Below are 22,634 nucleotides of genomic sequence, written 5' to 3'. Positions count from 1 at the left end.
CGAATTTAATTTTCAATATGCGATATATCGTACAATTATCGATTGTAGTGTTATTTTTCGGATGTAATAACGACCGCCGAACGGCCGAGAAGCCCGCCGGGTCTGAACAAATTTCAGGCCTGAAAGCAAAGCTGCCAGACAGCCTCCAAAGCCTTGATAACCTGAGCGTTTATTCATTTTCCGACCAATCATATGATACCGTCGTGTTCCAGCGGAAGCAGGTTTTTGAGAGTAATGAGAAGGTATTTTTTGAAGGCTATACCGGGGATATTGCGATCGATGATCAGGATAATGTATATATTGCTGTAAGCAAGCCCGGTACCGTTGGAATATATGTATTTAGCCCTGATGGTGATTTTATAACTAAATTCTTGCGAGAGGGAAGAGGACCCAAAGAATTTATTACAATCTCTGACATACTAATTAATAATGGCTACTTATATATTTTAGGTCCAAAATTACAAAAGATAGGGAAGTTTACTTTGGATACATATTCTTTGGAGTATGAAATAATCGTGAGGACAGATTCGCTAACCGATGAATTATCTGCTTTATCAGCAAACAATTTGTTAACAACAAATAAGGGAAGGCTTATTGTACGTTTTGATGGATCAAGCCCATTTAATCCCAATATGATACCTAGCAATTATTACTACAAAATTATAAAAAAAGGTATGTTAAGGGAGAAGCCGGTTTTATCGGAACCTAAAACGTCATTTTATAAACCTGAGAATCGGATGACTTCTAAGGGAACGGTTCGATTGCCAAGATCGATGCCATTCTCTCGAAGTACTATAGTTACTGCTGGCGATAGTCTTCTGTTTACTGCCCGGACAGGACGTTTTTTGATAAAAGTATATGATAAGAACGGGAATTACCGCCGTGCATTTTATTATTCCTATGAGAAAAGTTCCCTATTACTTTCAGAGACTGAGTTGGGAAAAGCCAAGAGACAGTTAGTAGAAGAACATCCGGGAAAGGTACCGGATACCTGGCCTGTTATTCACAATATGGTGGCCGATGATGAAGGTCGCTTTTGGGTACAGACCATTACCGACAGTGAAAGCAGCTACCAAGGTTGGGTATTGGGCAAACAGGGAAGGTTACGGGCTCGGTTCGAATGGCCGGGGCACCGTGCCGAAAGGAGTGCGGAAAGACCGCCGCTATTCAAAATAAAAAACGGCTACTTATACACCCGCGAACGGGATATCCCACAAGGGATAGATCGTATTGTAAAGCATAAAATTAAGTTTAAAGAGTCCGGGTTGCACTAGGTTAATCCAGTTAAATGGGTATGCAAGAATAAACCGAAATATACCTTGCCTGGGTACTCCATTATGCGAAAATATTTCTTTTGCCATATAGGTTTAGTGCTGATATGTTGGTTTGCCAGCCTGTGAAAGAATTGAAGATACGAAAAGGTCTATCTCTCAGATCATCAAAGAGATTCCAAGTATTACAATATATAATAGAGGTACAAGCCGATATATTAACGTTTACCCAATACAATACATGCGATACTTTCAACGCTTATTACCAATATTACTAAGCATCGTTGTATGCTTTTTTCTTGTTCAATGTTCCAATAAATCCACACCAGAGCAACCGGAACATATCCGCATCCTCGATGAAATTCCTCAGGATATTAAAGAAACTGAGAACCTCACCGTTTTTCCAGGCTATGCGGAGCCCACGCATTCCATAGAATTGATTCCTGAGCAAACGTTTGGTAAATCAGGGGAGCCTTACTTAACACAGATAATAGGATTTGCTGTCGATGATAAGGGGAGAGTAATCATTTTAGATCAAGGGGAATACTCTAGCGGCGCAGGTCCATTTCTATACAAAGTGTATGCCTACAATGCTGATGGCAGCTACCATATCCAGCTCGGTGGTCCAGGCAGAGGACCCGGGGAGTATGGTATTATCCTTGGCTTACAAGCGGAGGCAGGAAAAGTGTTCGTGTTTGACTATACCAGCAAGCGTCTAAATATATATAATACAGACGATTACTCTTTTGAACGGTCGACCCTGATTGAGCAGTGGGGCGTCAGGGACCATGAGGCTGTTCAGGGGTTGGAATCTGGTTATTTTGAGGCCAGAAACGACGGAAATTTCCTGATCACATTCGATGAACCGAGCTCTGGAACTGACTGGCCAGAATATACATATATGCTGATGGATGCGTATGGGAATGCGTTGGATTTTAATCCTCTTGTATTCCGGTCTGATCTTAATGCTATTAAGAGTAATTCGCGTGTCCCGAGTGCTTTTAGGCCTTTACCCTTTATGGGAAAGACTGTTACCGCGCTGTCCAGCGATAATGAACTCTACTCGGCCTGGACGCAGGATTTTTTAATCAAAAAGTACAATCCCAAGGGCGTTTATCAATCGGCGATCTACTATCCCATTACGGGTTCTTCCTTTGACCTCGACGAATACACTGATGAGGCCAACTATACTCAACAGGATGTCATGAACACATTAGAGATCGTTGATGAAGAGCTGCCGGAAGCAAATCCTATTATAGATCGTTTGATGGTTGATGATGAAAACCGGATTTGGGTGGCGGTACCAACGGGGGGGCAAAGTGATAGCTATGAGTGGTGGATCCTGGAAGAATCAGGCAAACTGCTTGCAAAACTGACCCTTCCCCGTGAGCAAGAGATTTACGACATCAAAAATGGGTATCTGTATAGCAAAAAGACCAATGAAGAAACAGGTACCGAGTATGTGGTTAAGTACCGGATTGCACTGACGAAAAAGTAATGGAAGGCTCGTTCTCCTTTTGTCTTGCGGGGGAGAAACCTACTGAAAATAATCTGTGTCATATGTAACGTAAATGCAGCAATGGTAGGATAGTTGTGACCATTTCTCAGGATAAATCTCAGGAAATCTCAATCATTTGGCTGAAAGTCTTACTATGATTATATCATCTGCATTAGCAAATAATAATAAATTGCAATACAAATAAAAGGTGACTATTTATGTCATTTATGAAAACACTAAGTCGAGACGAAATGAAAAATGTAAAGGCAGGTAGAGTTTCTGAAGGAAAGGCTTGTAACGTATGTTGTTGGGCTGATGATTTTGATTATAGCAATTGCAGTGATCCCACGTGGGGGCCATCAAAAGACTGTACTGCTGGTGCTATTAAAACACCATGCGTGTTAGCATGGGCATAAATATTAAACAGAAAATGCCGATAGCCGAGGTGCATTTTAACTGTGTGCCCCTCGGTGAAACGGCTATTTTATATATTTGGTAATTTTTAGATTTTAATTTTTTGAGTATAAATAATTGGTATAAACTCATTGAATATGTATTTAAAATCGAATAGTGCAAAAAATAATCTATTTACTACATTTCTCTTTACTATTATAATATCCATATTTTGGGTTGACTGTAGTAATACCTCACCTTCTGGCAACTCTTCGACAGATGCCGAAATAGTGGAGCTTAAAAAGTATGAGACTATTGTATCTTATAAGGAACACAAGTTATCAAATCCTCAAATTATTAGGATTAACAATAATAATTCTCATTTATTTATCTATGATGCTGCAGAATTAACAGTATTTGAATTTAATAACAAGGGTGATATCATCAATGAATATGGTAAACAGGGACGGGGCCCGGGAGAGTTTTTAAACGTAAACAATATATTTTTAACTAATGATTATTTATATGTTATTGATCCACTGCAATTTCGTATTACACGATTTAAGATTGGTGGTAATTTAGTTGGTACAATGAATTATGGTAGAGAAAATCGGCAGTCTCTCCCTCCTCCTGCACCTTTACCGCTAGAGCCGCGTGCAAAAAATATTAATAATCAGCCTGCGATAACAGAGAATGACCATGTTTTGTTATCTAATATCTATCCCGGTGATTCTTTTGATATGCTTTACAGCTTGGTTGATTGGGGAGGAGACCGACTAGGGAAGATAGGTGATATTCCTAAGGACAGTGACTTTTCGCTGGATTATGATGCCTACAGCACTTCAATTGAGCAAAGAGAAATACCAAACTATTACCGTCCCCACGCGTTTCCAATCAGTAATCAAGGGAAAGGTAATGAAATATATATTGTTTATAGCGCCTTCCCTAAAATTGCAAAGTATGAAATGTCAGGAAAAAAGATATGGGAGACAAATACTCCTGAATCTCCAGAACTGGACTCGCTTACAACTAATTTCTTTGAAAAATCTGAAAATATTTTAGAAAAAGGAAGGGGGCGAGTGGCACTTAATAAATATGTTTCTGGTATAAGTGGTCCTGATGGTCATCTGTATTTGGGAATAGGCAAAAACTATTTTGCCCAACCTTTAAATAGGCTATGGATTCATGAGTTTGATTCTAAGGGTGATCTTGTCCGTCGATATAAACTGGAATCAAAAAACATTAATCTCTCTTCTATTTTTGATATTAATTTTTCAGAACGCCGGATATTTGCTGTAACGGAAAAGGCAGAGATCAGAGCGTATCCATTTTGATCTAATAGTTATAGCAATCTGATAAGAATATTACATAAAATTTTTGAACAGTTTTTAAACATACTACCAGCATGTTAGAATGGATTATGGTCTGCCTGGTCTAGAATATTCACTGTGTCAAACTAATCATAAATATCAGGTTATTCATCAGTACAGAATGCAAATATTTGTCCTGCAGTTTTCATATAGTACCAACGTGTTGCGATAGCAGCAATAATAATTCTTTTAATTTAAACGGTGACTATTTATGTCATTTGCAAAAACACTAAGTAGAGATGAAATGAAAAATATAAAAGCAGGTAAGATGGATTGCCCGACCCCAAGCTGTAAAACGACAAGTAAGTATTATAATTGTGTGTCACGCAAGTGTAGAGAGTGGTATAGTGGTTGGGATCAGACAGAATGTGTGCAAACTGTTCAAAGTGCGCACAAATCAATGATTGAGTTATGCGGGAAATATTATCAATAAACTCAAAATTAATAAAACAAAAGGGTATTAATTAATACCCTTTTGTTTTCAGTTTAACCAATGGAATACATGAAATATTTTCAACGATTATTACTGAGTATAGTTATAATTTTTTCTCTAGTTCAATGCTCCAATAGCCCTTCACAAAAAGAAATAGAACAAACAGAACAAATAGAACAATCTGAAGAAACAGCACAAATCCGCATCCTCGATGAAGTTCCTCAGGATATTAAAGAAACTGAGAACCTCACCGTTTTTTCGGGGGATACGGAACCCGCAAATTCCATAGAATTGATTCCTGAGCAAACGTTTGGTAAATCAGGGGAACCTTACCTAACACAGGTACAAAATTGTGTTGTAGATGATAAGGATAGAGTGATCATTTTGAATTCAGGATCTAACTATGCTCAACAGGTTTATGTATATAATGAAGATGGTACATTCCATACCGCGATCGGAAGATCGGGCAATGGACCCGGTGAATACGGCTATGTATTGGGGATGAGGGCCCAACCCGGAAAAATATTGATCCGTGATGTAAGGAATAAACGGTTCAATATTTATAACTCAACTGATTATTCCCTTGAAAGAACCATGCTAATCGAGCGGTTGGAGATACGAGATCATAAAGCGGTTGAGGGACTAGAATTCGGAATGATGAATCCCAGAAATGATGGTAATTACTTAGTCAGTTTCTACCAACAAGTCTCTGAAACCGGCTGGCCGGTGGCGAAGTATCTGCTAATGGACTCAGACGGAGCTGCACTGGATTATAATATTCTGGAATTCCGGAGAAGTTTTAAGGCTCAGGGAAAGACAGAGTCAATGTCAGCTCCAATGTCACTTAAGCCGATGCCATTTATGGGATCTACGGTTACAGGTATATCCGATGAAGGAGAACTATACTCGGTTTGGAACCATGATTTTTTGATAAAAAAGTACGATGCTAAGGGCAACTACCAATCTGCGATTTATTATCCGGTAAAAGGCTCACCCTTTGATCTTAGTTCTCATACTCCAACACCTTTTTACGATCAAAGTGATGTCATGAAAGCAATAGATATACATGATGAAGAGCTGCCGGAAGCAAATCCTATTATAGATCGTTTGATGGTTGATGATGAAAACCGGATTTGGGTGGCGGTACCAACGGGGGGGCAAAGTGATAGCTATGAGTGGTGGATCCTGGAAGAATCAGGCAAACTCCTTGCAAAACTGACGCTTCCCGGTGAGCAAGAGATTTACGACATCAAAAATGGGTATCTGTATAGCAAAAAGACCAAGGAAGAAACAGGTATCGAGTATGTGGTTAAGTACCGGATTGCACTGACGAAAAAATAACGAGTTATAGTCCCCGAAAAGTCATAGACCGCATAGTGAAATGGAAAATTAATGTAGAATGCCATTAAACAATAAAAGCATTCTTCAAGCAGACTTGGTCTTACTTGAAACAAAGTTATACCAAAACAGATAGATTTAATATCGAAAATAGTAAATACAATAATTACACTATAAGATGGAAATAGACGAAACAAAAATGAAAGTATGTAAGGAACCAAGTGTATGGCAAAAGCTGAGGAATTCTATAGTGGCCTTACTCTTTGGTGTTTTTGTACTGCAAGTGACTCCATTGAGTTTTGTAATTGTATTTTTTCCTAATAGTACTGTCTTTTACTTGATTTTGAGTTCTTATGGGATAATCTGTTTACTTATGGGCTGGTTTTACGGAGACTATTTTGTCAGCTACCTGCATGTTAAAATTGAAAATTGGTGGAGTCCGAGAGATATGTTTAGACCATAATTTTCGTAGTGCGATTTTCAAAGTGTATTCTAAAATAACATGAGTATCCGTCAACAAAAGTTAGGGTTTTGACAGCAGCAAGAAAATTGCTGGCGAAATTTACTCTCTCGAAAACCAAAGGGTCTTATGAACTTTAGCTCTCAGAGAGGGTCTTCTCTGAGTATTTGGTGGGTATTAAAACCAACTGGTGAATTGATTGCTCGCTTCAACTGGCCGAGGAGTAAACCGATTCAGTTGATGAAGGGCGATTATATTTATACCCGTGAAACGCAGGAAGAGATCGGACAACAGCAAATAGTTAAATACCGGTTTGTTATGGAAGAAGCCTAAAAAATACTTCTATGTCAGCTACTAGACTACCAGCGGCTGTCACCGAATGGTTTGTAGTTTATTTAGGGAAATATCAAAGTGATAAGCTCAATTAATGTCATTTCTCAGGACAAAATTCAGGAGAGATCTCAGTATATATCTCAAGCATAGTGTCGTTTTATTTGATAAATAGCAGCGGTTGGAATTTTTGATTGAAACATACCTGATTTGTCAAAGATAAGTCCAAAAGTATTACCATTTACTGCGATGTATTTGTCTGAGATAGCAATTGGGTTAGCTGTATTTATTTGTTGTTATCTAAGCTGAATAATTTATCAATCGAAATTTCCCAGCAACATCGAATAACTAATCTCTGTAATAAATAGCATAACGTATTATAATAGATGACAGGATTTAAGGTTTATCGACAGCACGATCAAATGGATTGCGGGCCCACCTGCCTTCGCATGATTGCTAAGCATCACGGGCGGAATTACACTTTAGAGACGCTTCGCAAGAAAAGCGGTATAAACCGCGAAGGGGTGTCGTTGTTAGGGATGAGCGAAGCGGCCGAAGAGATCGGCTTCCGAACTATAGGTGCGAAGCTCACCTGGGAGCAGCTAAAAAGGGAGGCAGAACTACCGTGTGTGGTACATTGGGGACAAGAGCATTTTGTGGTCGTCTATAAAATAAGCAGGCAAAAAGTGTATATCGCGGATCCGGCTAAAGGAAAGGTGGTGTACAAAAAAGACGATTTTTTGCAGCAATGGTTAAGCTCAAAAGTAGATGAGCAGGCTACCGGTATTGCATTACTGCTGCATACGACCCCAAAATTTTATGATCTGGAAGGGGAAGAGAACAATGAACTGAAATTATTAATAATCGCACTTCACTGATTGCGAAAAAGAAGCAATTGATGGAATTGAACAAACAGCTGGATAGTAAGAAAGCTGATTTCCGTCAGACATTAAACACTTTGCGCAGTGGGATAAAGGAGTGGAAACGAAAATACCTATTGCGGGCACCGGTTGCCGGTAAGCTGGTATATGCCGGCATATTTCAGGAGAATCAAACGATTAAAAGCGGTGAACGGCTGGCATATGTGCAGCCTGAAAATACCCGTTTTTTTGGAGAGCTGGCGGTTTCGCAGCGGTCGTATGGTAAGATTCAAGAGGGCCAAGAGGTGCTGGTCCGTTTTAGTGGCTATCCTTCTAAAGAATTTGGCTCGGTATCGGGGAAGGTCGATTACCTGTCTGAATTCCCGGTAAGAGATAGTGTATTTATTGCCAAAGTTACTTTTCCCAACGGCTTTACTACAAGTTATGACCGGCAGTTAAAACCTACTAATGGCATGCAGGGACGCGCAGAAATTATCACTCAGGATATGCGATTTATCGAGCGTATTTACAACAACCTCACAAAAGAACTTCGTTAAGAGTGGCTTGCAAAAGCTAAGCAGGGTTATCTGTCCCTGTAAAATTTTAAAACGGATAACATATAAATCATAAATTAACATTTATTTATTATGGAACTAGCAAAAAGTCTAAGTTGAGATGAAATGAAAAGTATAAAGGCAGGATATATTCAAGAGTCTTGCACAGATGTTTGCAATGACATAGCCCAAGATTGTTTTACATATGTAGTAAGTAACCGTGATAGGGAGTTAACTGCTGTTTGTAGGAAACAGCTAAAATGCTGTCAAGCACAATGTTCTGGTTTATCAACTTGTTAATAATAATTTTCAATCAGGTCTGCACGTTTATATTTACGTGCAGACCTATTACTAAATACCATATGCAGAGTTATACTATTGAATTAATTGTAATACTGACTGTTTTATTTAGCGTTTTTTCCTGCACTAACCCAAAAAGCCAAAATAGCTCAGATAATTATACAGTCCAGCTACAATCCAAATTTCCCCAAATAAGCGTTACAACAGATACGCTATCTTTTGATAGCTCCGTATTAGAGCCAGGGAGCCTGCGAAAACTACCACAATCAAATCGTTTCATAATGGTAGATGCTGCTGACCAAACGATAGTTCTTATAACCAAGGAGGGAAAGGTATTGTCTGTGGCTGGGGGTGAAGGGAAAGGACCGGGAGAGTTTCAACGGATCGTACAGCTGCATGTTGGAGCCGATGGGCGCATTTATTGCCTGGATATGCTGTTGTTTCGTATTACTGTATTCGAGGTTCGGGATAAACAACTACAATATGTAGAGTCGATTTCGTACGAAAATCCCCAAAACCATTCTTTGCACAATGTTTTTATTACAGACTTCGGATGGTTTGGAGTATATAACAAGAGTAAAGGATTTCAAACATCGGAGAATAGCCATGTTCTCTATCGCCTTGATAAGAATGGTACTCCCACCGAAAAGTTGTTGCAGCTGCCGGGTAATCAAAGAGAGAAGGTTACCAGCGGTGATATACGTTTATTTGTTCCAAATGTTTTTTTAAATAGAACATTCTGGGAGGTAGATGGGGAGTGGTTTTACTATCTGCAGACAAAAGATCCTGTTGTTAGGAAATATAATCTTCGTACAGGCAAACAAAAAAAGTTACCACTCCATCAGCTACCAGAGCGTCCGAAAACCTCTTCGTATTTGCAGGATATTAAAGAACGATTTATGTCCTTGGCCAGGGATGAGTTATGGCCGGTAACGAAATAGATAGAGCAGATCCCGCTGTTTTCCGGCTTTTTGGTGGAGAACGATATTATCTTGTTGCGCATGTTTCATCCTGCCCGAAAGCGTGGGATGGTTATTTTCATAGACCAAAATCCAATGAACACTCGGTACATAACCGTGCCTTATAACCTGTCGCAATTACAGGTATATAAGAATAGTATTTATGGTATAAATTTCAGTGTTGACGAGCCTAAGCGCGTGATACGTCTGGAGCTTGATGAGAATCCTTTGAGGTAAGCAGGGCATTGTAGTCAAAGTGGTAGGGGGGACCACTTCTTTATTAAAAACTTGTTGGTTATGTAGTGCAAGAAATTGTTCATCTTCTGAGCGGCAGCATGTTCGTCCATATATCAAAGCACCACCTCGAGGTGCGTCTGGAGGATATAATTTTTGCACTTTTTGAGCGTGGGGAATAAGTGACAAACTCAAAAGGAGTTCTACTCCCATTGTTCAAAAGACAGAACACGATTTATTATTTGATTTCGAAGCCATATCGATTATCTCCTACATAATATTATAAGTGTACCATCAAGAGGTAATTTTCACTCAGGTTAATTCCTTTCACAGGTATGAGTCTTATTGAATCATTCTTATATTAGATCACGATTATGAAGTAGAGATTCTAGTTATAACTCTACTTTCATTGAGCGGTAACGGTGATTTAATAACGTGATTTAGTTAGATAGTATTTATGAGCAATAATGTGCAAGAGCAAACAGGGGCAGAGAATATAGAGTGGGATCTTTCTGACCTGTACGATTCTATTGATGATCCCGCATTGGAAGATGACAAAGAAAAAGTATTAGAGCTGGCAAATTCCTTTATTGATGACTATAAAGGAAAGATCGCCGACCTTGAGGCCGAAGAGTTAAAAGAAGCCTTAGAAGAATATGAACAGCTGTTAGAAATAACTAGCAAAATTGGTTCCTATGCCCATCTGATCTGGTCTACCGATACCAATAATGCAGAATATGGGAAGCTGATGCAGGAGGCCAACGAGCTTTCTTCTGAGATTCACCAAAAGCTGGTGTTCTTTGATGTGGAATGGCTGGATGTAGATGAGGAACGGGCACAAGATCTTATCGGTAGTGAAGAACTGGAACACTACCAGCATTACCTGGAGACATCACGACGATATAAATCTCATATTCTCAGTGAGAAAGAGGAGCAAGTGCTTTCTGCAAAGAAAGTGACGGGCAGGAGCGCATGGAATCGCTATTTTGATGAGACCATGGGAGCGGCGCGATTCGAACTGGATGGAGAAACGCTGACTCGGCAAGAGGTTCTTAGTAAACTGCATGAGCCGGATCGTGAATTACGAGAGAGAGCACATGCCTCGTTGACCAACACCTTTAAAGAGCACAGTCGTACGCTTACCTTTATTTTTAATACACTACTTGCCGACAAACATACCGATGACAAGTTGCGCAATTACGACAGCTGGATTTCATCCCGAAACCTGGCTAATGAAATTGATGATGGTACGGTCGAGACACTCATTGATGCAGTAACTGATAATTACAGATTGGTACATCGATTTTATGATCTGAAGCGAAGTTTGTTGGGGTATGACGAATTGTTCGATTACGATCGTTATGCGCCGCTTTTAAAGAATAAGAAACAGATACAGTGGGATGAAGCACGTGAAATGGTACTCGATTCATACACCGATTTTCATCCGCATATGGGTACAGTCGCCGGTGAGTTTTTCGACCGTAACTGGATAGATGCTGCAATGAAACCGGGCAAGCGCGGTGGAGCATATTCGGCAAGTACGGTGCCGTCCGTGCATCCGTATGTGTTTATGAATTTTGACGGCAAGATTCGAGATGTGCAAACATTAGCCCATGAGCTGGGACACGGCGTGCATCAGTTTTTATCTCGGGAACAAGGAGTCCTGCAGGCTGATACCCCGCTAACTACGGCTGAGACAGCATCAGTATTTGGTGAGATGCTGGTATTTCAAAAGCTGATGCGTAAGCTTGATGATCCTAAAGAAAAGTTAGCTTTACTGATTGGTAAAATTGATGATACCATTGCCACGGTATTTCGACAGGTATCGATGAATCGGTTTGAACATGCCATCCATACCAAGCGACGGGAAGATGGTGAGTTGACGACTGAAGATTTTTCTGAACTTTGGCGCAATACCCAGGAAGATATTTATGGAGATGCGGTAACGCTGACTGAAGGATACGATATTTGGTGGAGCTACATTCCCCATTTCTTGCACACACCCGGCTATGTGTATGCTTATGCCTTTGGGGAATTGCTTGTCTTGGCACTGTATGAGGAATATACCCAGTCAGAAAATGGCTTCTCGGAAAAGTATATTGAGATGCTTCGCGCAGGAGGTTCAGACTGGCCCGAAAATATAGTCGGTAAATTGGGACTGGATATTACCAGGCCTGATTTCTGGGATAATGGATTGAGAGCAATCAAAAAAATGATTGAGCAGGCAGAAGAATTAGCTAATCAGATAAATTAACATACAGCATGGAAAACTACGCAACGGCACGTGAACAGGAACAGTCCAATGCTGATATAATGGGACAAAAACGCCAGGAAAAGGCGTTGAGAGAGTTTAAGGAAGTGCTCAATGATCTGATGTTTCTTCTCCGAAGCGCTTCTGAAATGGAGACGGCCTATATGTATTGGGTTAACCGTTCCCGTAAGCAGTTCGTTATGGAAACTCAATCGACTATGCTTGATAATGTGATGTTCAAAGATCGCATAAGCTTTGAGAATCACTTTTTAGATAAATTTAAAGATATTGATGAGCCGGTGTCTGTTCGGATTGGAGAAGATATTTCTGCTTCTGCTCTCAGCCATTATTATAATGACGTACCCGTAGAATATGTTACCCTGTTGCCTTTTGTAAATAACGGGGAAACCGTGGCCATTACGGTACTTGAATCAAGCGAACACGTATTTACAGAAGATAACGGTGACGTCATATATTCCTATATCAACGCACTGCGCAATGTGTTGAATACTTATCTGGAAATTAGCGATTTATATGAACAAGAGGATGAGTGGATTGCCTATGAAGATACAATCTCTGATTTGGAGGAAAACTGCCATCGGGCCGAAATGGTCAAAAAGCTGCTAAATAAGATTCAGTCTTTTTTAAATGACGGTGGTGCATCGTTTGTGACGCAGGGCATGGACGGCTGGTGTAACGTTATGAATTCCGAAGATGCTAAGTATGCTCCACCCATCGGCATGCAGATGGTGGAACGGTCAATGGCTTATGAAGCCGCCAATTGCGGGGAGGCTGAATTTGCCATTCATTTGAATAATAATCCCAATCGATTGTCACCGAGAGAGTTCCACACAGAAGGAGCTTCAATGGCTATTCCGTTGATGATGAAAGATCGCCGACAGGGCATTGTGTTGGTGTATGATAAGAATCCTCTTGTTTTCAAAGAGTCAACCAAGCATAAATTTATCAATCTCGTTCGTACAGCAGCACTTCAAATGATGGCGAATGATCCTAATATGGAGCTTGACGCCCCAATTTTTGCAAATGACTATCGTGCTTTTCTACCCGATTTATGGGAGCGAACCGTGGATACGGAGCTGTTACGAATCAAAAAAGACATTGTATCATATGATTCGTGGTTTGGGTTGGTAACGATTTCCAATGTGGCCGAACTGCGGACGAAAATGCGGATGGAAGAGCTGGCCGATATGCAGCGAGATTTGATTACAGCATTTAATCCCAGTCAGTTCGGTTTCCCTGGGATTTTGGGATACAACTCAGACTATGTGTATTCTTTTTTCTTGCAGAATAAAGATTCCGAGACTGTTCAAAAATGGACCCGAGCAGTTAAGAAAAAATTCACCAATGCTTTTACACTTTCAAGTGGTGAAGAGATAGAAACGGGTATAAAAGTGGGTTTCGTTCGCCTAACCGACGATTATGGAGATTCGTATCAGGTGTTGAGCAATGCGAAGTCTGCATTGTCGCAGGCACTAAAATCGAACAAAAATGAAGCTATATAGATATGGGTAACTGTTATGTAATTGTCATTGACGGACTTGGTGTAGGTGCACAGGAAGATGCAGTCGAATATGGGGACGAAAATGAAAATACACTGGTCCATCTTTGCAAAGAAACGGGGTGTAAGTTGCCCAATTTACAGCGGATGGGATTAGGGAATATTATTCCGCTGTCGTCAGTTCCCGTTGAGTCGGATCCGCTTTGTGCGTACGGTAAAATGAGAGAAGTCTCCGCCGGTAAGGATTCAACAACCGGACATTGGGAAATAGCCGGTGTACAGCTTAATCAGCCATTTCCAACCTATCCGGAAGGATTTCCGCAGAAAGTTATTGATCAGTTTTGTGACGGGATTGGCAAAGAGCAGGTCTTGGTGAATAAGCCGTATTCCGGCACTGAAGTCATTGCTGATTATGGAGAAGAGCATCTGCAAACGGGATATCCCATTGTATATACCTCCGCAGACAGTGTTTTTCAGGTTGCCGCTCATGTGGATGTTACTCCCGTTGATACGCTCTATGAATGGTGTGAATACGCGCGCAGCGAGGTGCTACAGGATGAGCACGGAGTTGGGCGCGTTATTGCACGGCCGTTTGAAGGTACTGCCGGGAATTTTGATCGTATATCAGAAGAGCGGCATGATTATTCACTGGCTCCGCCTGATTATAATCTGATTAATCGTTTACAACAGGAAGGAATTAAAACCTATTCTATTGGTAAAATAATAGATCTTTTTGGAGGTGACGGATTTACCCAATTCCGGCGCACCAAAAGTAATGCCGAAGGAATCTCTCAGCTTTTAAGTTTAATGTCGGCAGCTTCTGATAGTTTTGTATTTGTAAACCTGATTGATACCGATCAAAAATATGGACATCGTCTTGATCCGGCTGGCTATGCAGAGTGCCTGCAAGAGATCGATAGGGCTATACCTGCTATCGTAAGTAAACTGGAAGAGGATGATATTTTGATCATTACTAGCGATCATGGTAATGACCCTACCTCCGAAAGTACTGATCACAGTCGTGAGTTTGTGCCGGTCCTGCTTTTTCCGCATAGAAAAGCCTTTCAACGGAATATGGGCACACGAGAAACCTTCAGTGATATTGCCTGTACAGCGGCTGATTTTTTTGGTGTAAATGCTGATTACCCCGGTTCATCAATGCTAAATGGCGATCAATAATAATTTTGGAATGATTAGAAATTGACTACTGTTACCATTATATTACAGAGATTAAGAAGAAGAATTCTTATTAACCAAAAGCGGCTATCGTTCATATCTTGCGACAATTTGATCATAATTTAGCAGCAGAATTCACGTTGATCAATAGTATCCGTTAACAACTCATTGTAAATCCTAATGAAATCCATTAAGTCCAGTGGCTAGAAGTTCAGGTATTTCTACTCGAGAATCAGAATCTCTTGACCGTTATTTACAAGAGATTGGAAAAGAAAAACTTATTACTCCCGAAGACGAGGTTCGTCTTGCTAAGGAAATCCAAAAAGGTAGTCAGAAAGCACTTGAGGATTTAACCAAAGCGAATCTTCGGTTTGTAGTTTCGGTTGCCAAACAGTACCAGAACCAAGGGCTTTCACTTGGTGATCTTATTAATGAAGGAAATCTGGGACTTATAAAAGCCGCCAAACGATTTGATGAAACACGTGGATTTAAGTTTATATCTTATGCCGTTTGGTGGATTCGGCAGTCTATTTTACAGGCATTGGCCGAGCAGAGCCGAATTGTACGCCTTCCGCTTAACCGGGTAGGAGCACTTAATAAAATTGGTAAAGAGCTATCCAAGCTTGAGCAGGAGTATGAACGCGTACCTTCTGCCGCAGAGCTGGCCGACAGTCTTGATATGACCGTTTCGGAAGTAGCTGATACTCTTAAAATTTCCGGGCGTCACCTTTCGGTTGATGCACCTTTTGCCCAGGGCGAAGATAATCGTCTGTTGGATGTACTTGAAAATGAAGAAACACCCGATCCTGACAATGACCTGATGGGTGAATCTCTGAAGGTTGAGATTGAACGAGCGTTATCTAAGCTTACGGATCGTGAGGCAGAAGTTATTCGACTGTATTTTGGTATAGGTCGTGAGCATTCGTTGACGCTCGAAGAGATTGGTGAACGTTTTGATTTGACCCGCGAACGCGTTCGACAAATTAAAGAAAAAGCCCTGCGTAAACTGCGTCACCATAACCGCAGTGCAGCTTTACGGGCATATCTCGGATAAAAGTTAAGATACTTAATTTTGCAAAGCCCCGTTTGAAACGGGGCTTTTTTTATTTCAAGAACTTTTAATAGACTAATAGAAGACTTCGAAAAATATAAATGCCATCCTGAATCTTCCTGAGAATCCAGGATGGCGTTATGGTTTTTAAGGTACTATTTATTAAATGTTATTAAGTTCTACTGCTAAATTCTGTTTATGAAGCGATTACTGCTGTTTATTTTTTTGATAGTGACCGCTGGTGCTGTTCAGGCACAGACTTTTCCCTTTCGCACCTATTCCATTGAGCGGGGACTTAGTGAAGCTGTAGTGAACGACTTAATGCAGGATAACGACGGTTATCTTTGGATTGGTACCAGCTATGGATTGAACCGTTTTGATGGTTTTCAATTCAAGAATTACTATGCCGAGGATGGATTGTTGAGTAACAAAATTTTGTCGCTCTACGAAGACAGTGCAAACCGACTGTGGATTGGTACCGGTAGTGGGGTAAACATAATGAAGGAGGACAGTGTCCATGTGCTTAGTAAGTTAAGCCCGCTGGAATCCAGCACTATTCTGGATATCCATGAAGATCAACAGGGAGAATTTTGGTTTGCCACTGATGGTGAAGGAGTTTGGCATCTGGACGGAGAGGATAACCTTACTCAGTATTCAGAAACGCATGGCATCGGATCGAATCGAGTACGGGCGATTGTAGAAGATCAGCAAGGTGTGCTTTGGTTTGGTACCAGAGATGGTGTCACTAAGTTAGAGGATGGCAATTTGCGAACATTTACAACCAATCATGGATTGCCGGATGATCGTATTCGAGATCTGATTATAAACGATGATAATGTCCTTTGGATAGCAAGCCGCGGTGGACTTTGCAGGCAAGAGAGGAACCAGATGGATTGTTATGATGAACAGGATGGCCTTATCAATAACCGCATCCGGTCGATGTCTAGAGATAGAAATGGGAACTTGTGGCTGGGCACCGAAGAAGGAGTAAGTTATTTCAACGGTCGGGAATTTACGAACTATTCGGTGGATGAAGGTTTGGCTAATAATATTATTTATGCTACGCATTATGATCGTGAAGGCAACATTTGGTTCGGATCTTATGGCGGGGGAATTAGCCTGTTTCTGGGTGACCATCTAAAGAATTATACTTCAGGACAAGGATTACCAAATAACGTAGTAACTTCTATTTCTGAAGATCGGGACGGACATCCTTGGATAGCAACGTACGGCGGTGGCATTGCAGAATTATCTTCCGGCAAATTTGATGTATATGATGCTGATCGTGGGTTAGTTGATAATAAAGTATATACCTTGGAATATACCAGTGATAATCAACTGCTTATTGGTACCCGCTGGGGATTGAGTATCTACGACGGTACTAACTTTTTAAACTTCAATAAAGATGAACTGCCGTATCGAAAAGTAAGAGATGTGCTGAAGGTCGAAGAATCCAATGAAATATGGATGGGCACTTATGGTGAAGGTATTATACGGTACAAAGAAGGTTCCTTTCGGCAATATACCGAAGAGGATGGTTTAGTTAATAATACCGTTTTGGCTCTCAAAAAAACTCAAGACGGTTCTATTTGGATAGCTACTTATGGTGGGATAAGCAGACTAAATGGGCAGGAGTTTACTAATTACACGATCACAGACGGTTTGCCGAACAATGGCGTTATAGATATTTTGGAAGATGATTCCGGTGCCCTGTGGTTTGCTACATTTGGAGGGATTGCTCGGTTCGAGCAAGGCAGTTTCAAAACGATTACTCCTGAAGATGGTTTGCCTGGGAATGTATTCTATTTCATTAATAAAGATGATCAGGGGTTTTATTGGATCGGAACTAACAAGGGAGTTGTCCGTTTTGATTATGATACTTTTCAATTGGCAAAAACTGATTCCGCCGTCCATCCTTTTAGACTGATTACACAAGATCAGGGACTTGTGGCAAATGAGATGAATGCCGGTGCATCTTTTAAAGACAGTAATGGGCATTTGTGGTTTGGTTCAGTTGATGGGCTTACTCAGCTTGATCCTTCTCAATTAGATACCAGTCGCGGCCCTCCTAAAATTCATATTGAAAATATCCGTGTTTCCGGTGAACCTATTTCCATGAAGCCAAACATGGAGATTAGTAGTGATAACCAGAATATTACATTTGAATTTATTGGGATTAGTTTTACAGCTCCCGAGCAGGTGAGGTATGAATATCGCTTGAAAAACTCTGGTGGAGAGTGGCAGCAGACCAACCGAAGAACTGCCCGATACTCTTCGCTGATGGGTGGTGACTACACGTTTCAGGTTAGAGCACGAAATAATGACGGCCAGTGGAGCACCGAAATAGCTGAGGTCCAATTTCGAGTACTCGCACCATTTTGGCAGCAATGGTGGTTTATTGGACTAGTAGTGCTTATTCTGGCAGCTATAATTTTCTTTATTTATAATTACTACCGTGTGCGAAAGATGATGGAGATGGAACGTATGCGGGTACAGATAGCAAGTGATCTTCATGATGATGTAGGGTCGGCTCTTACGGAAATCGCTCTACAATCAGACTTTCTGCAGACTATGGATGTGAACAGTAAGTTGCAGGATTCTCTCCAGCAGATTGGAAATCAAAGCCGAAAAATTGTTACCAGTCTTGATGATATTGTGTGGTCAATTGATGCGCGTAATGATACCGTCGGTGATTTGACAGATCGCATGCAGGATTATGTAAATAATGTGCTTCCTCAGAAAACTATCGCCTATAATTTTCAGGGAAACATGGATAAAAAACTGGATGTTACACTTAAAGAGAATCTGTATTTGATCTTTAAAGAAGCCATCAACAACGTGGCTAAACATTCGAATGCTCAGAAGGTGGAAGTGGAGCTGCGCACCGATGGAGATAATTTTAGGATGAGCATCAAAGATAATGGCACAACCTCATCTGCTAACCGGAAAAGTGGGCAGGGAATGCGTAACATGAATATGCGAGCGAAACGTATTGATGCAGATATTATGTTTAATAATGATAGCGGCTTCGAAGTATATGTAAAAAGAGAAAGTTAACAGCTTAGCCACTTAATATTTTAAATACTCAATTATGGAATCTACCGTTGGAATAGTTGAAGACAATAAAAAAATTCGCAATCTCATTCAGCGGTATCTCGACATGGAGGATGAGATTGCCTGTCCCGTTGGGGTTGACTCGGTAGAAGAAATGACAGAATATCTGGATGAGCATCCCGCCCCGGATATTATTCTAATGGACATTGAGCTTCCCGGTATGTCTGGTATTAAGGGTATAGGTCTTATCAAAGAAGAGTATCCGGATATCGATATTATTATGCTTACCGTTTATCATGATTCACATAAAATATTTAATGCTTTGCGGGCCGGGGCTTCGGGTTACCTTTTGAAACACACTTCACTGCCGGAAATTAAAGAATCTATCCTAAAACTTGCTGATGGTGGGGCACCGATGTCTCCGCAGATTGCAAGAAAAGTTATCAATCATTTTCAGGAAAATACGCCCAAAAAAGACAGTGACTCGAACTTAACACCCCGTGAGCATGATATTGTTAACGGCCTCGTAGATGGGCTCAGTTACAAGATGATTGCCGACCGCTATGACATTTCTATCGATACCGTGCGTGCCCATATCCGTAATATTTACAAGAAGCTGCACGTTAATTCTAAGGCCGAAGTGATTGCCAAATCGCTGAAAGGTGAAATTTAGTCCTTCACATGAACATGTGATTGTTGGATAACAAAACAGTTCATAAGTTTTAGTAGAAGCTGAAAATCACTTTACATGGATAAACTAAATCCCCAGAGGAGTCTGTTATGAGACATTTCAAAGCTTTGTTACTTACGTTGTTTGCGATACTGTTAACAGGTTGTTATACGCAGTTGCAATATTCGAAAACGACTCAGAAAAGTAACGATGAGCAAGAAGAAAACGTAAGTGGTTACTCATGGACTGATGACGACAATAATGGTGAAACTGCAGAGGCCTATAAGGAGAAGGGAGAGAACATCAAGACCAGGCAGTCATTAGAGGATGACTATAGAAGCACTTATAAATATTATGAATATCTTCAAAAATGGGAGGAATGTGAATGTAATCCCTATAATTTTTATGGTTTATCTTTTAATGACTACGGATACTATCCTTATGGATGGCAACAGCCATATCTGACAACCAGTCCATTTTACAATTCCTGGAGATTCGGTAGTTTCTATAGTCCACGGTATTATTATGGCAGCCGTTTTAGTCTTGGCTTTTCTTGGAGATATCCTTATCACAGTTATTTTTATAATCGATTTTACGGTTATGGCTATAGTGGATTTTGGGGATATCACAACCACGATGCCTATAGTAATTCTTATGGATCCAGTATTTATTATGGTAGCAATAGCCAGGATGTAAGCAAAAATAATCGATACGGACGGCGTAGTATTGGTACGGATCGGGTAAATGTAAACAGGAGCAGAGGGAGTAATAATGGAACGGTCAGAGGCCTGCAAAAATCGATCGTAACGTCCGGTGGTACTACCGTACGTACTCGGTCTTCGGTAGGCACTTCGCGGACCCGTAACCGAGGCACAGTACGCAATAGCAGTAGTTCGGAAAACAACAGCCGAGGGACAGTTCGTAGCCGAGACGATCGCGGTAATGATAACCGTTCCTCACAGCGTATTCGCAATCGTTCTGTTTCAGATAATGATTTGGATAATATAGCTACACAGCAACAATCCAGAACCTTTCAAAAGGTTACAGTTGAGGTGCGAGAAAACGACAGGCGTACCCTGTTAAATCGTTTTAAAGAGTTTTTAAAACGAAATTCGCAGACCTTAACTACTGGCAGTAGGTCTAATTCTACCTTTGGGTCATCTATCAGATCTAGTTTTGGTTCTTCTTCAGCAGCAACTACTAGAAGTCGATCTACAGTAGGATCCAGCACTAGCAATAGATCGAGTGTAGGTAGCAGTCAGTCTTCGTCGAGCAGTTCACGTTCACGCGGCAGTTCATCCCGTTCCCGGAGTGGAGGAAATGACGGTGGCGGAAGCTCATCCTCAGATAGAAGTCGCGACAATTAGCCTATAAATTCAATTCTATAAATTGAGATGATGAATTTTCCAGCAACTACGAGAAGTATGTGTAAAAAAAGCATAATTGCATTCGCCTTACTTTTTGTTCTGGCCGGAGTGCTTAACGCTCAAACGGCGGATGATGTATTGCGATATAGCCTCGAATATCCTTCGTATGATCCGGTGAGTTTGGTGATGCCGGGAGTCAGCGATGCCGCAGGACTGGGTGGGTTCCAGGCAAATCCGGCCACGATGGCCTTGCTGAAAGACAGCTATTTATCACTTGGATTAAGCAGTCGATTTTTGGATGAAAGCAGCACGTATTTGGGAAATACTTCGCAATATTCTGATAATCAGACCAGCATAGGAGATGCCATGTTGGCCTATAAGATTCCAACGGCTCGGGGCAGCTTGGTGATTGGTGGGGGCTTTAGTCAAACCACTGATTTTAACCGTGCATTGTCTGGCAGTGGCCGCAATAACGAGTCTACCATCACTGATTTTTATAATAGCTCTTTTGCTGACGATAGTCTGTTTTTTGCTGCTTTTGATGTGTATGCCATTGATTTTGCGGCGACCGACAGTTCTTTTGCCAACACAAAATCTATCTTTCGCTTTTTTTCTAACCCTAATTCATATCCAGGTATCAATCAGGATTTTGAACTTACTGAGCGGGGCCGAATGGGAGAGTATTCGGCATTTATTGCTACTGAATTTTCAAAGAATTTCTTTGTAGGAGCTTCCGTGGGATATCTGAGCGGTTCATATTCTTATCGCCGTAACTTTTTGGAGTCGGATCGTCAAAACGATTATGACGCGCAGTTTATTGATACTGACGGAGACGGTAACTTTGAGACTGATATTGAGTCAATAGAAAGTATTGATACTATTGATGGAGATATTCGTGCGTTTAGCGCCAGGATTGGGTTTGTGTTTAAACCAGTGGAACAGCTAAGTATTGGGGGGGCGTATGAATTTCCCAGCACATTACATATTGATGAAGAATATAATACCAGTTTGAGAACTACTTTTGACAACGGTGTGGTTTTTGAAGACGATGCACCCGGAGCGTTTTCATATAAAATTACGCGTCCCCGGCGAATTAATGGTGGGGCAACGGTAGCTTTAGCGAATAGCGTTACCCTTTCGGCTTCGGCAGAGGCGGTATTTTATTCGGATGCACGTATAGAGTTTGATGACCTTAACTTAAATCCCCAGGAAAACGGGATTAACAATGTTGTTCGATCCAACTTCCGGGATGTGATAAACCTGCGCGGAGGTATAGAATATGCTATTAATGAACGGTTTACACCTCGTATTGGCTATGCTTATTTCCCCAGTCCACAGAAAAATTTAAACAGAGATCGGCAGTTTATTAACGGTGGATTTAGTGCGATTATCACGAAAGGGCTCATGTTCGACTTTGGGTTGCAGTACAGCTTTTGGAAAGATCAAAATACGTTATATCAAACGCCCAGTACCCGCGAAGTGGCAACCGAAGAGGTGACTAGGATAAATGTGATGGCCGGCTTTAAAATGGCACTTTAAATTTTGT

16 protein-coding genes are annotated in these 22,634 nt (G+C 40.9%); all 16 read left to right on the top strand.

The features are described 5' to 3' along the window. Positions 1 to 17 precede the first annotated feature (17 nt). Positions 18 to 1,274 (top strand): 6-bladed beta-propeller, encoded by a 1,257-nt coding sequence (locus LX73_RS04300; protein WP_148898232.1) that lies wholly within the window; start codon positions 18 to 20, stop codon positions 1,272 to 1,274. A 238-nt stretch (positions 1,275 to 1,512) separates the two neighbouring features. Next, positions 1,513 to 2,769 (top strand): NHL repeat-containing protein, encoded by a 1,257-nt coding sequence (locus LX73_RS04295; RefSeq protein WP_148898231.1) that lies wholly within the window; start codon positions 1,513 to 1,515, stop codon positions 2,767 to 2,769. Between the two features lie 551 nt (positions 2,770 to 3,320). Continuing rightward, on the top strand, positions 3,321 to 4,496 hold the full coding sequence (locus LX73_RS04290) for a 6-bladed beta-propeller (protein WP_148898230.1): 1,176 nt from the start codon (positions 3,321 to 3,323) through the stop codon (positions 4,494 to 4,496). A gap of 538 nt (positions 4,497 to 5,034) precedes the next feature. Further along, on the top strand, positions 5,035 to 6,306 hold the full coding sequence (locus tag LX73_RS04285; RefSeq protein WP_170245577.1) for a 6-bladed beta-propeller: 1,272 nt from the start codon (positions 5,035 to 5,037) through the stop codon (positions 6,304 to 6,306). Between the two features lie 586 nt (positions 6,307 to 6,892). Next, a complete protein-coding gene (locus LX73_RS04280; protein ID WP_148898228.1) occupies positions 6,893 to 7,096 on the top strand; it encodes a hypothetical protein in 204 nt (67 codons plus the stop codon). A 383-nt stretch (positions 7,097 to 7,479) separates the two neighbouring features. After that, a complete protein-coding gene (locus LX73_RS04275; RefSeq protein ID WP_148898227.1) occupies positions 7,480 to 7,971 on the top strand; it encodes a cysteine peptidase family C39 domain-containing protein in 492 nt (163 codons plus the stop codon). Positions 7,972 to 7,991: 20 nt separating this feature from the next. Continuing rightward, positions 7,992 to 8,510, top strand: coding sequence for a beta-barrel domain-containing protein (locus LX73_RS04270; RefSeq protein ID WP_148898226.1), 519 nt, complete (start codon positions 7,992 to 7,994; stop codon positions 8,508 to 8,510). A gap of 578 nt (positions 8,511 to 9,088) precedes the next feature. Beyond that, complete coding sequence (locus tag LX73_RS04265) at positions 9,089 to 9,748, top strand: 6-bladed beta-propeller (protein ID WP_148898225.1); 660 nt, start codon at positions 9,089 to 9,091, stop codon at positions 9,746 to 9,748. Positions 9,749 to 10,457: 709 nt separating this feature from the next. Continuing rightward, positions 10,458 to 12,254 carry a M3 family oligoendopeptidase gene (locus LX73_RS04260; protein WP_148898224.1) on the top strand — a complete coding sequence of 599 codons (1,797 nt, stop codon included), beginning with the start codon at positions 10,458 to 10,460 and terminating at the stop codon, positions 12,252 to 12,254. A gap of 8 nt (positions 12,255 to 12,262) precedes the next feature. Then, positions 12,263 to 13,774: a GAF domain-containing protein gene (locus LX73_RS04255; RefSeq protein WP_148898223.1), complete on the top strand. Its 1,512-nt coding sequence runs from the start codon at positions 12,263 to 12,265 to the stop codon at positions 13,772 to 13,774. 2 nt (positions 13,775 to 13,776) lie between these two features. After that, positions 13,777 to 14,949 (top strand): phosphopentomutase, encoded by a 1,173-nt coding sequence (locus LX73_RS04250; protein ID WP_148898222.1) that lies wholly within the window; start codon positions 13,777 to 13,779, stop codon positions 14,947 to 14,949. A 196-nt stretch (positions 14,950 to 15,145) separates the two neighbouring features. Then, entirely contained in the window at positions 15,146 to 16,000 is an 855-nt protein-coding gene (locus LX73_RS04245) for a sigma-70 family RNA polymerase sigma factor (RefSeq protein ID WP_148898221.1), read from the top strand. 195 nt (positions 16,001 to 16,195) lie between these two features. Beyond that, on the top strand, positions 16,196 to 19,054 hold the full coding sequence (locus LX73_RS04240) for a ligand-binding sensor domain-containing protein (protein ID WP_148898220.1): 2,859 nt from the start codon (positions 16,196 to 16,198) through the stop codon (positions 19,052 to 19,054). A gap of 34 nt (positions 19,055 to 19,088) precedes the next feature. Beyond that, positions 19,089 to 19,724, top strand: a complete 636-nt coding sequence (locus LX73_RS04235; RefSeq protein ID WP_148898219.1) for a response regulator — start codon at positions 19,089 to 19,091, stop codon at positions 19,722 to 19,724. A gap of 107 nt (positions 19,725 to 19,831) precedes the next feature. Continuing rightward, entirely contained in the window at positions 19,832 to 21,088 is a 1,257-nt protein-coding gene (locus tag LX73_RS04230; protein ID WP_148898218.1) for a DUF3300 domain-containing protein, read from the top strand. A gap of 57 nt (positions 21,089 to 21,145) precedes the next feature. Then, positions 21,146 to 22,627: an OmpP1/FadL family transporter gene (locus LX73_RS04225; protein ID WP_170245576.1), complete on the top strand. Its 1,482-nt coding sequence runs from the start codon at positions 21,146 to 21,148 to the stop codon at positions 22,625 to 22,627. Positions 22,628 to 22,634 lie beyond the last annotated feature (7 nt).

The sequence above is a fragment of the Fodinibius salinus genome (assembly GCF_008124865.1).
In the GTDB taxonomy this organism is placed as follows: Bacteria; Bacteroidota; Rhodothermia; order Balneolales; family Balneolaceae; genus Fodinibius; species Fodinibius salinus.
Note: the sequence above shows the minus strand (reverse complement) of the source record. Positions and strands in the feature narration are given on the sequence as shown.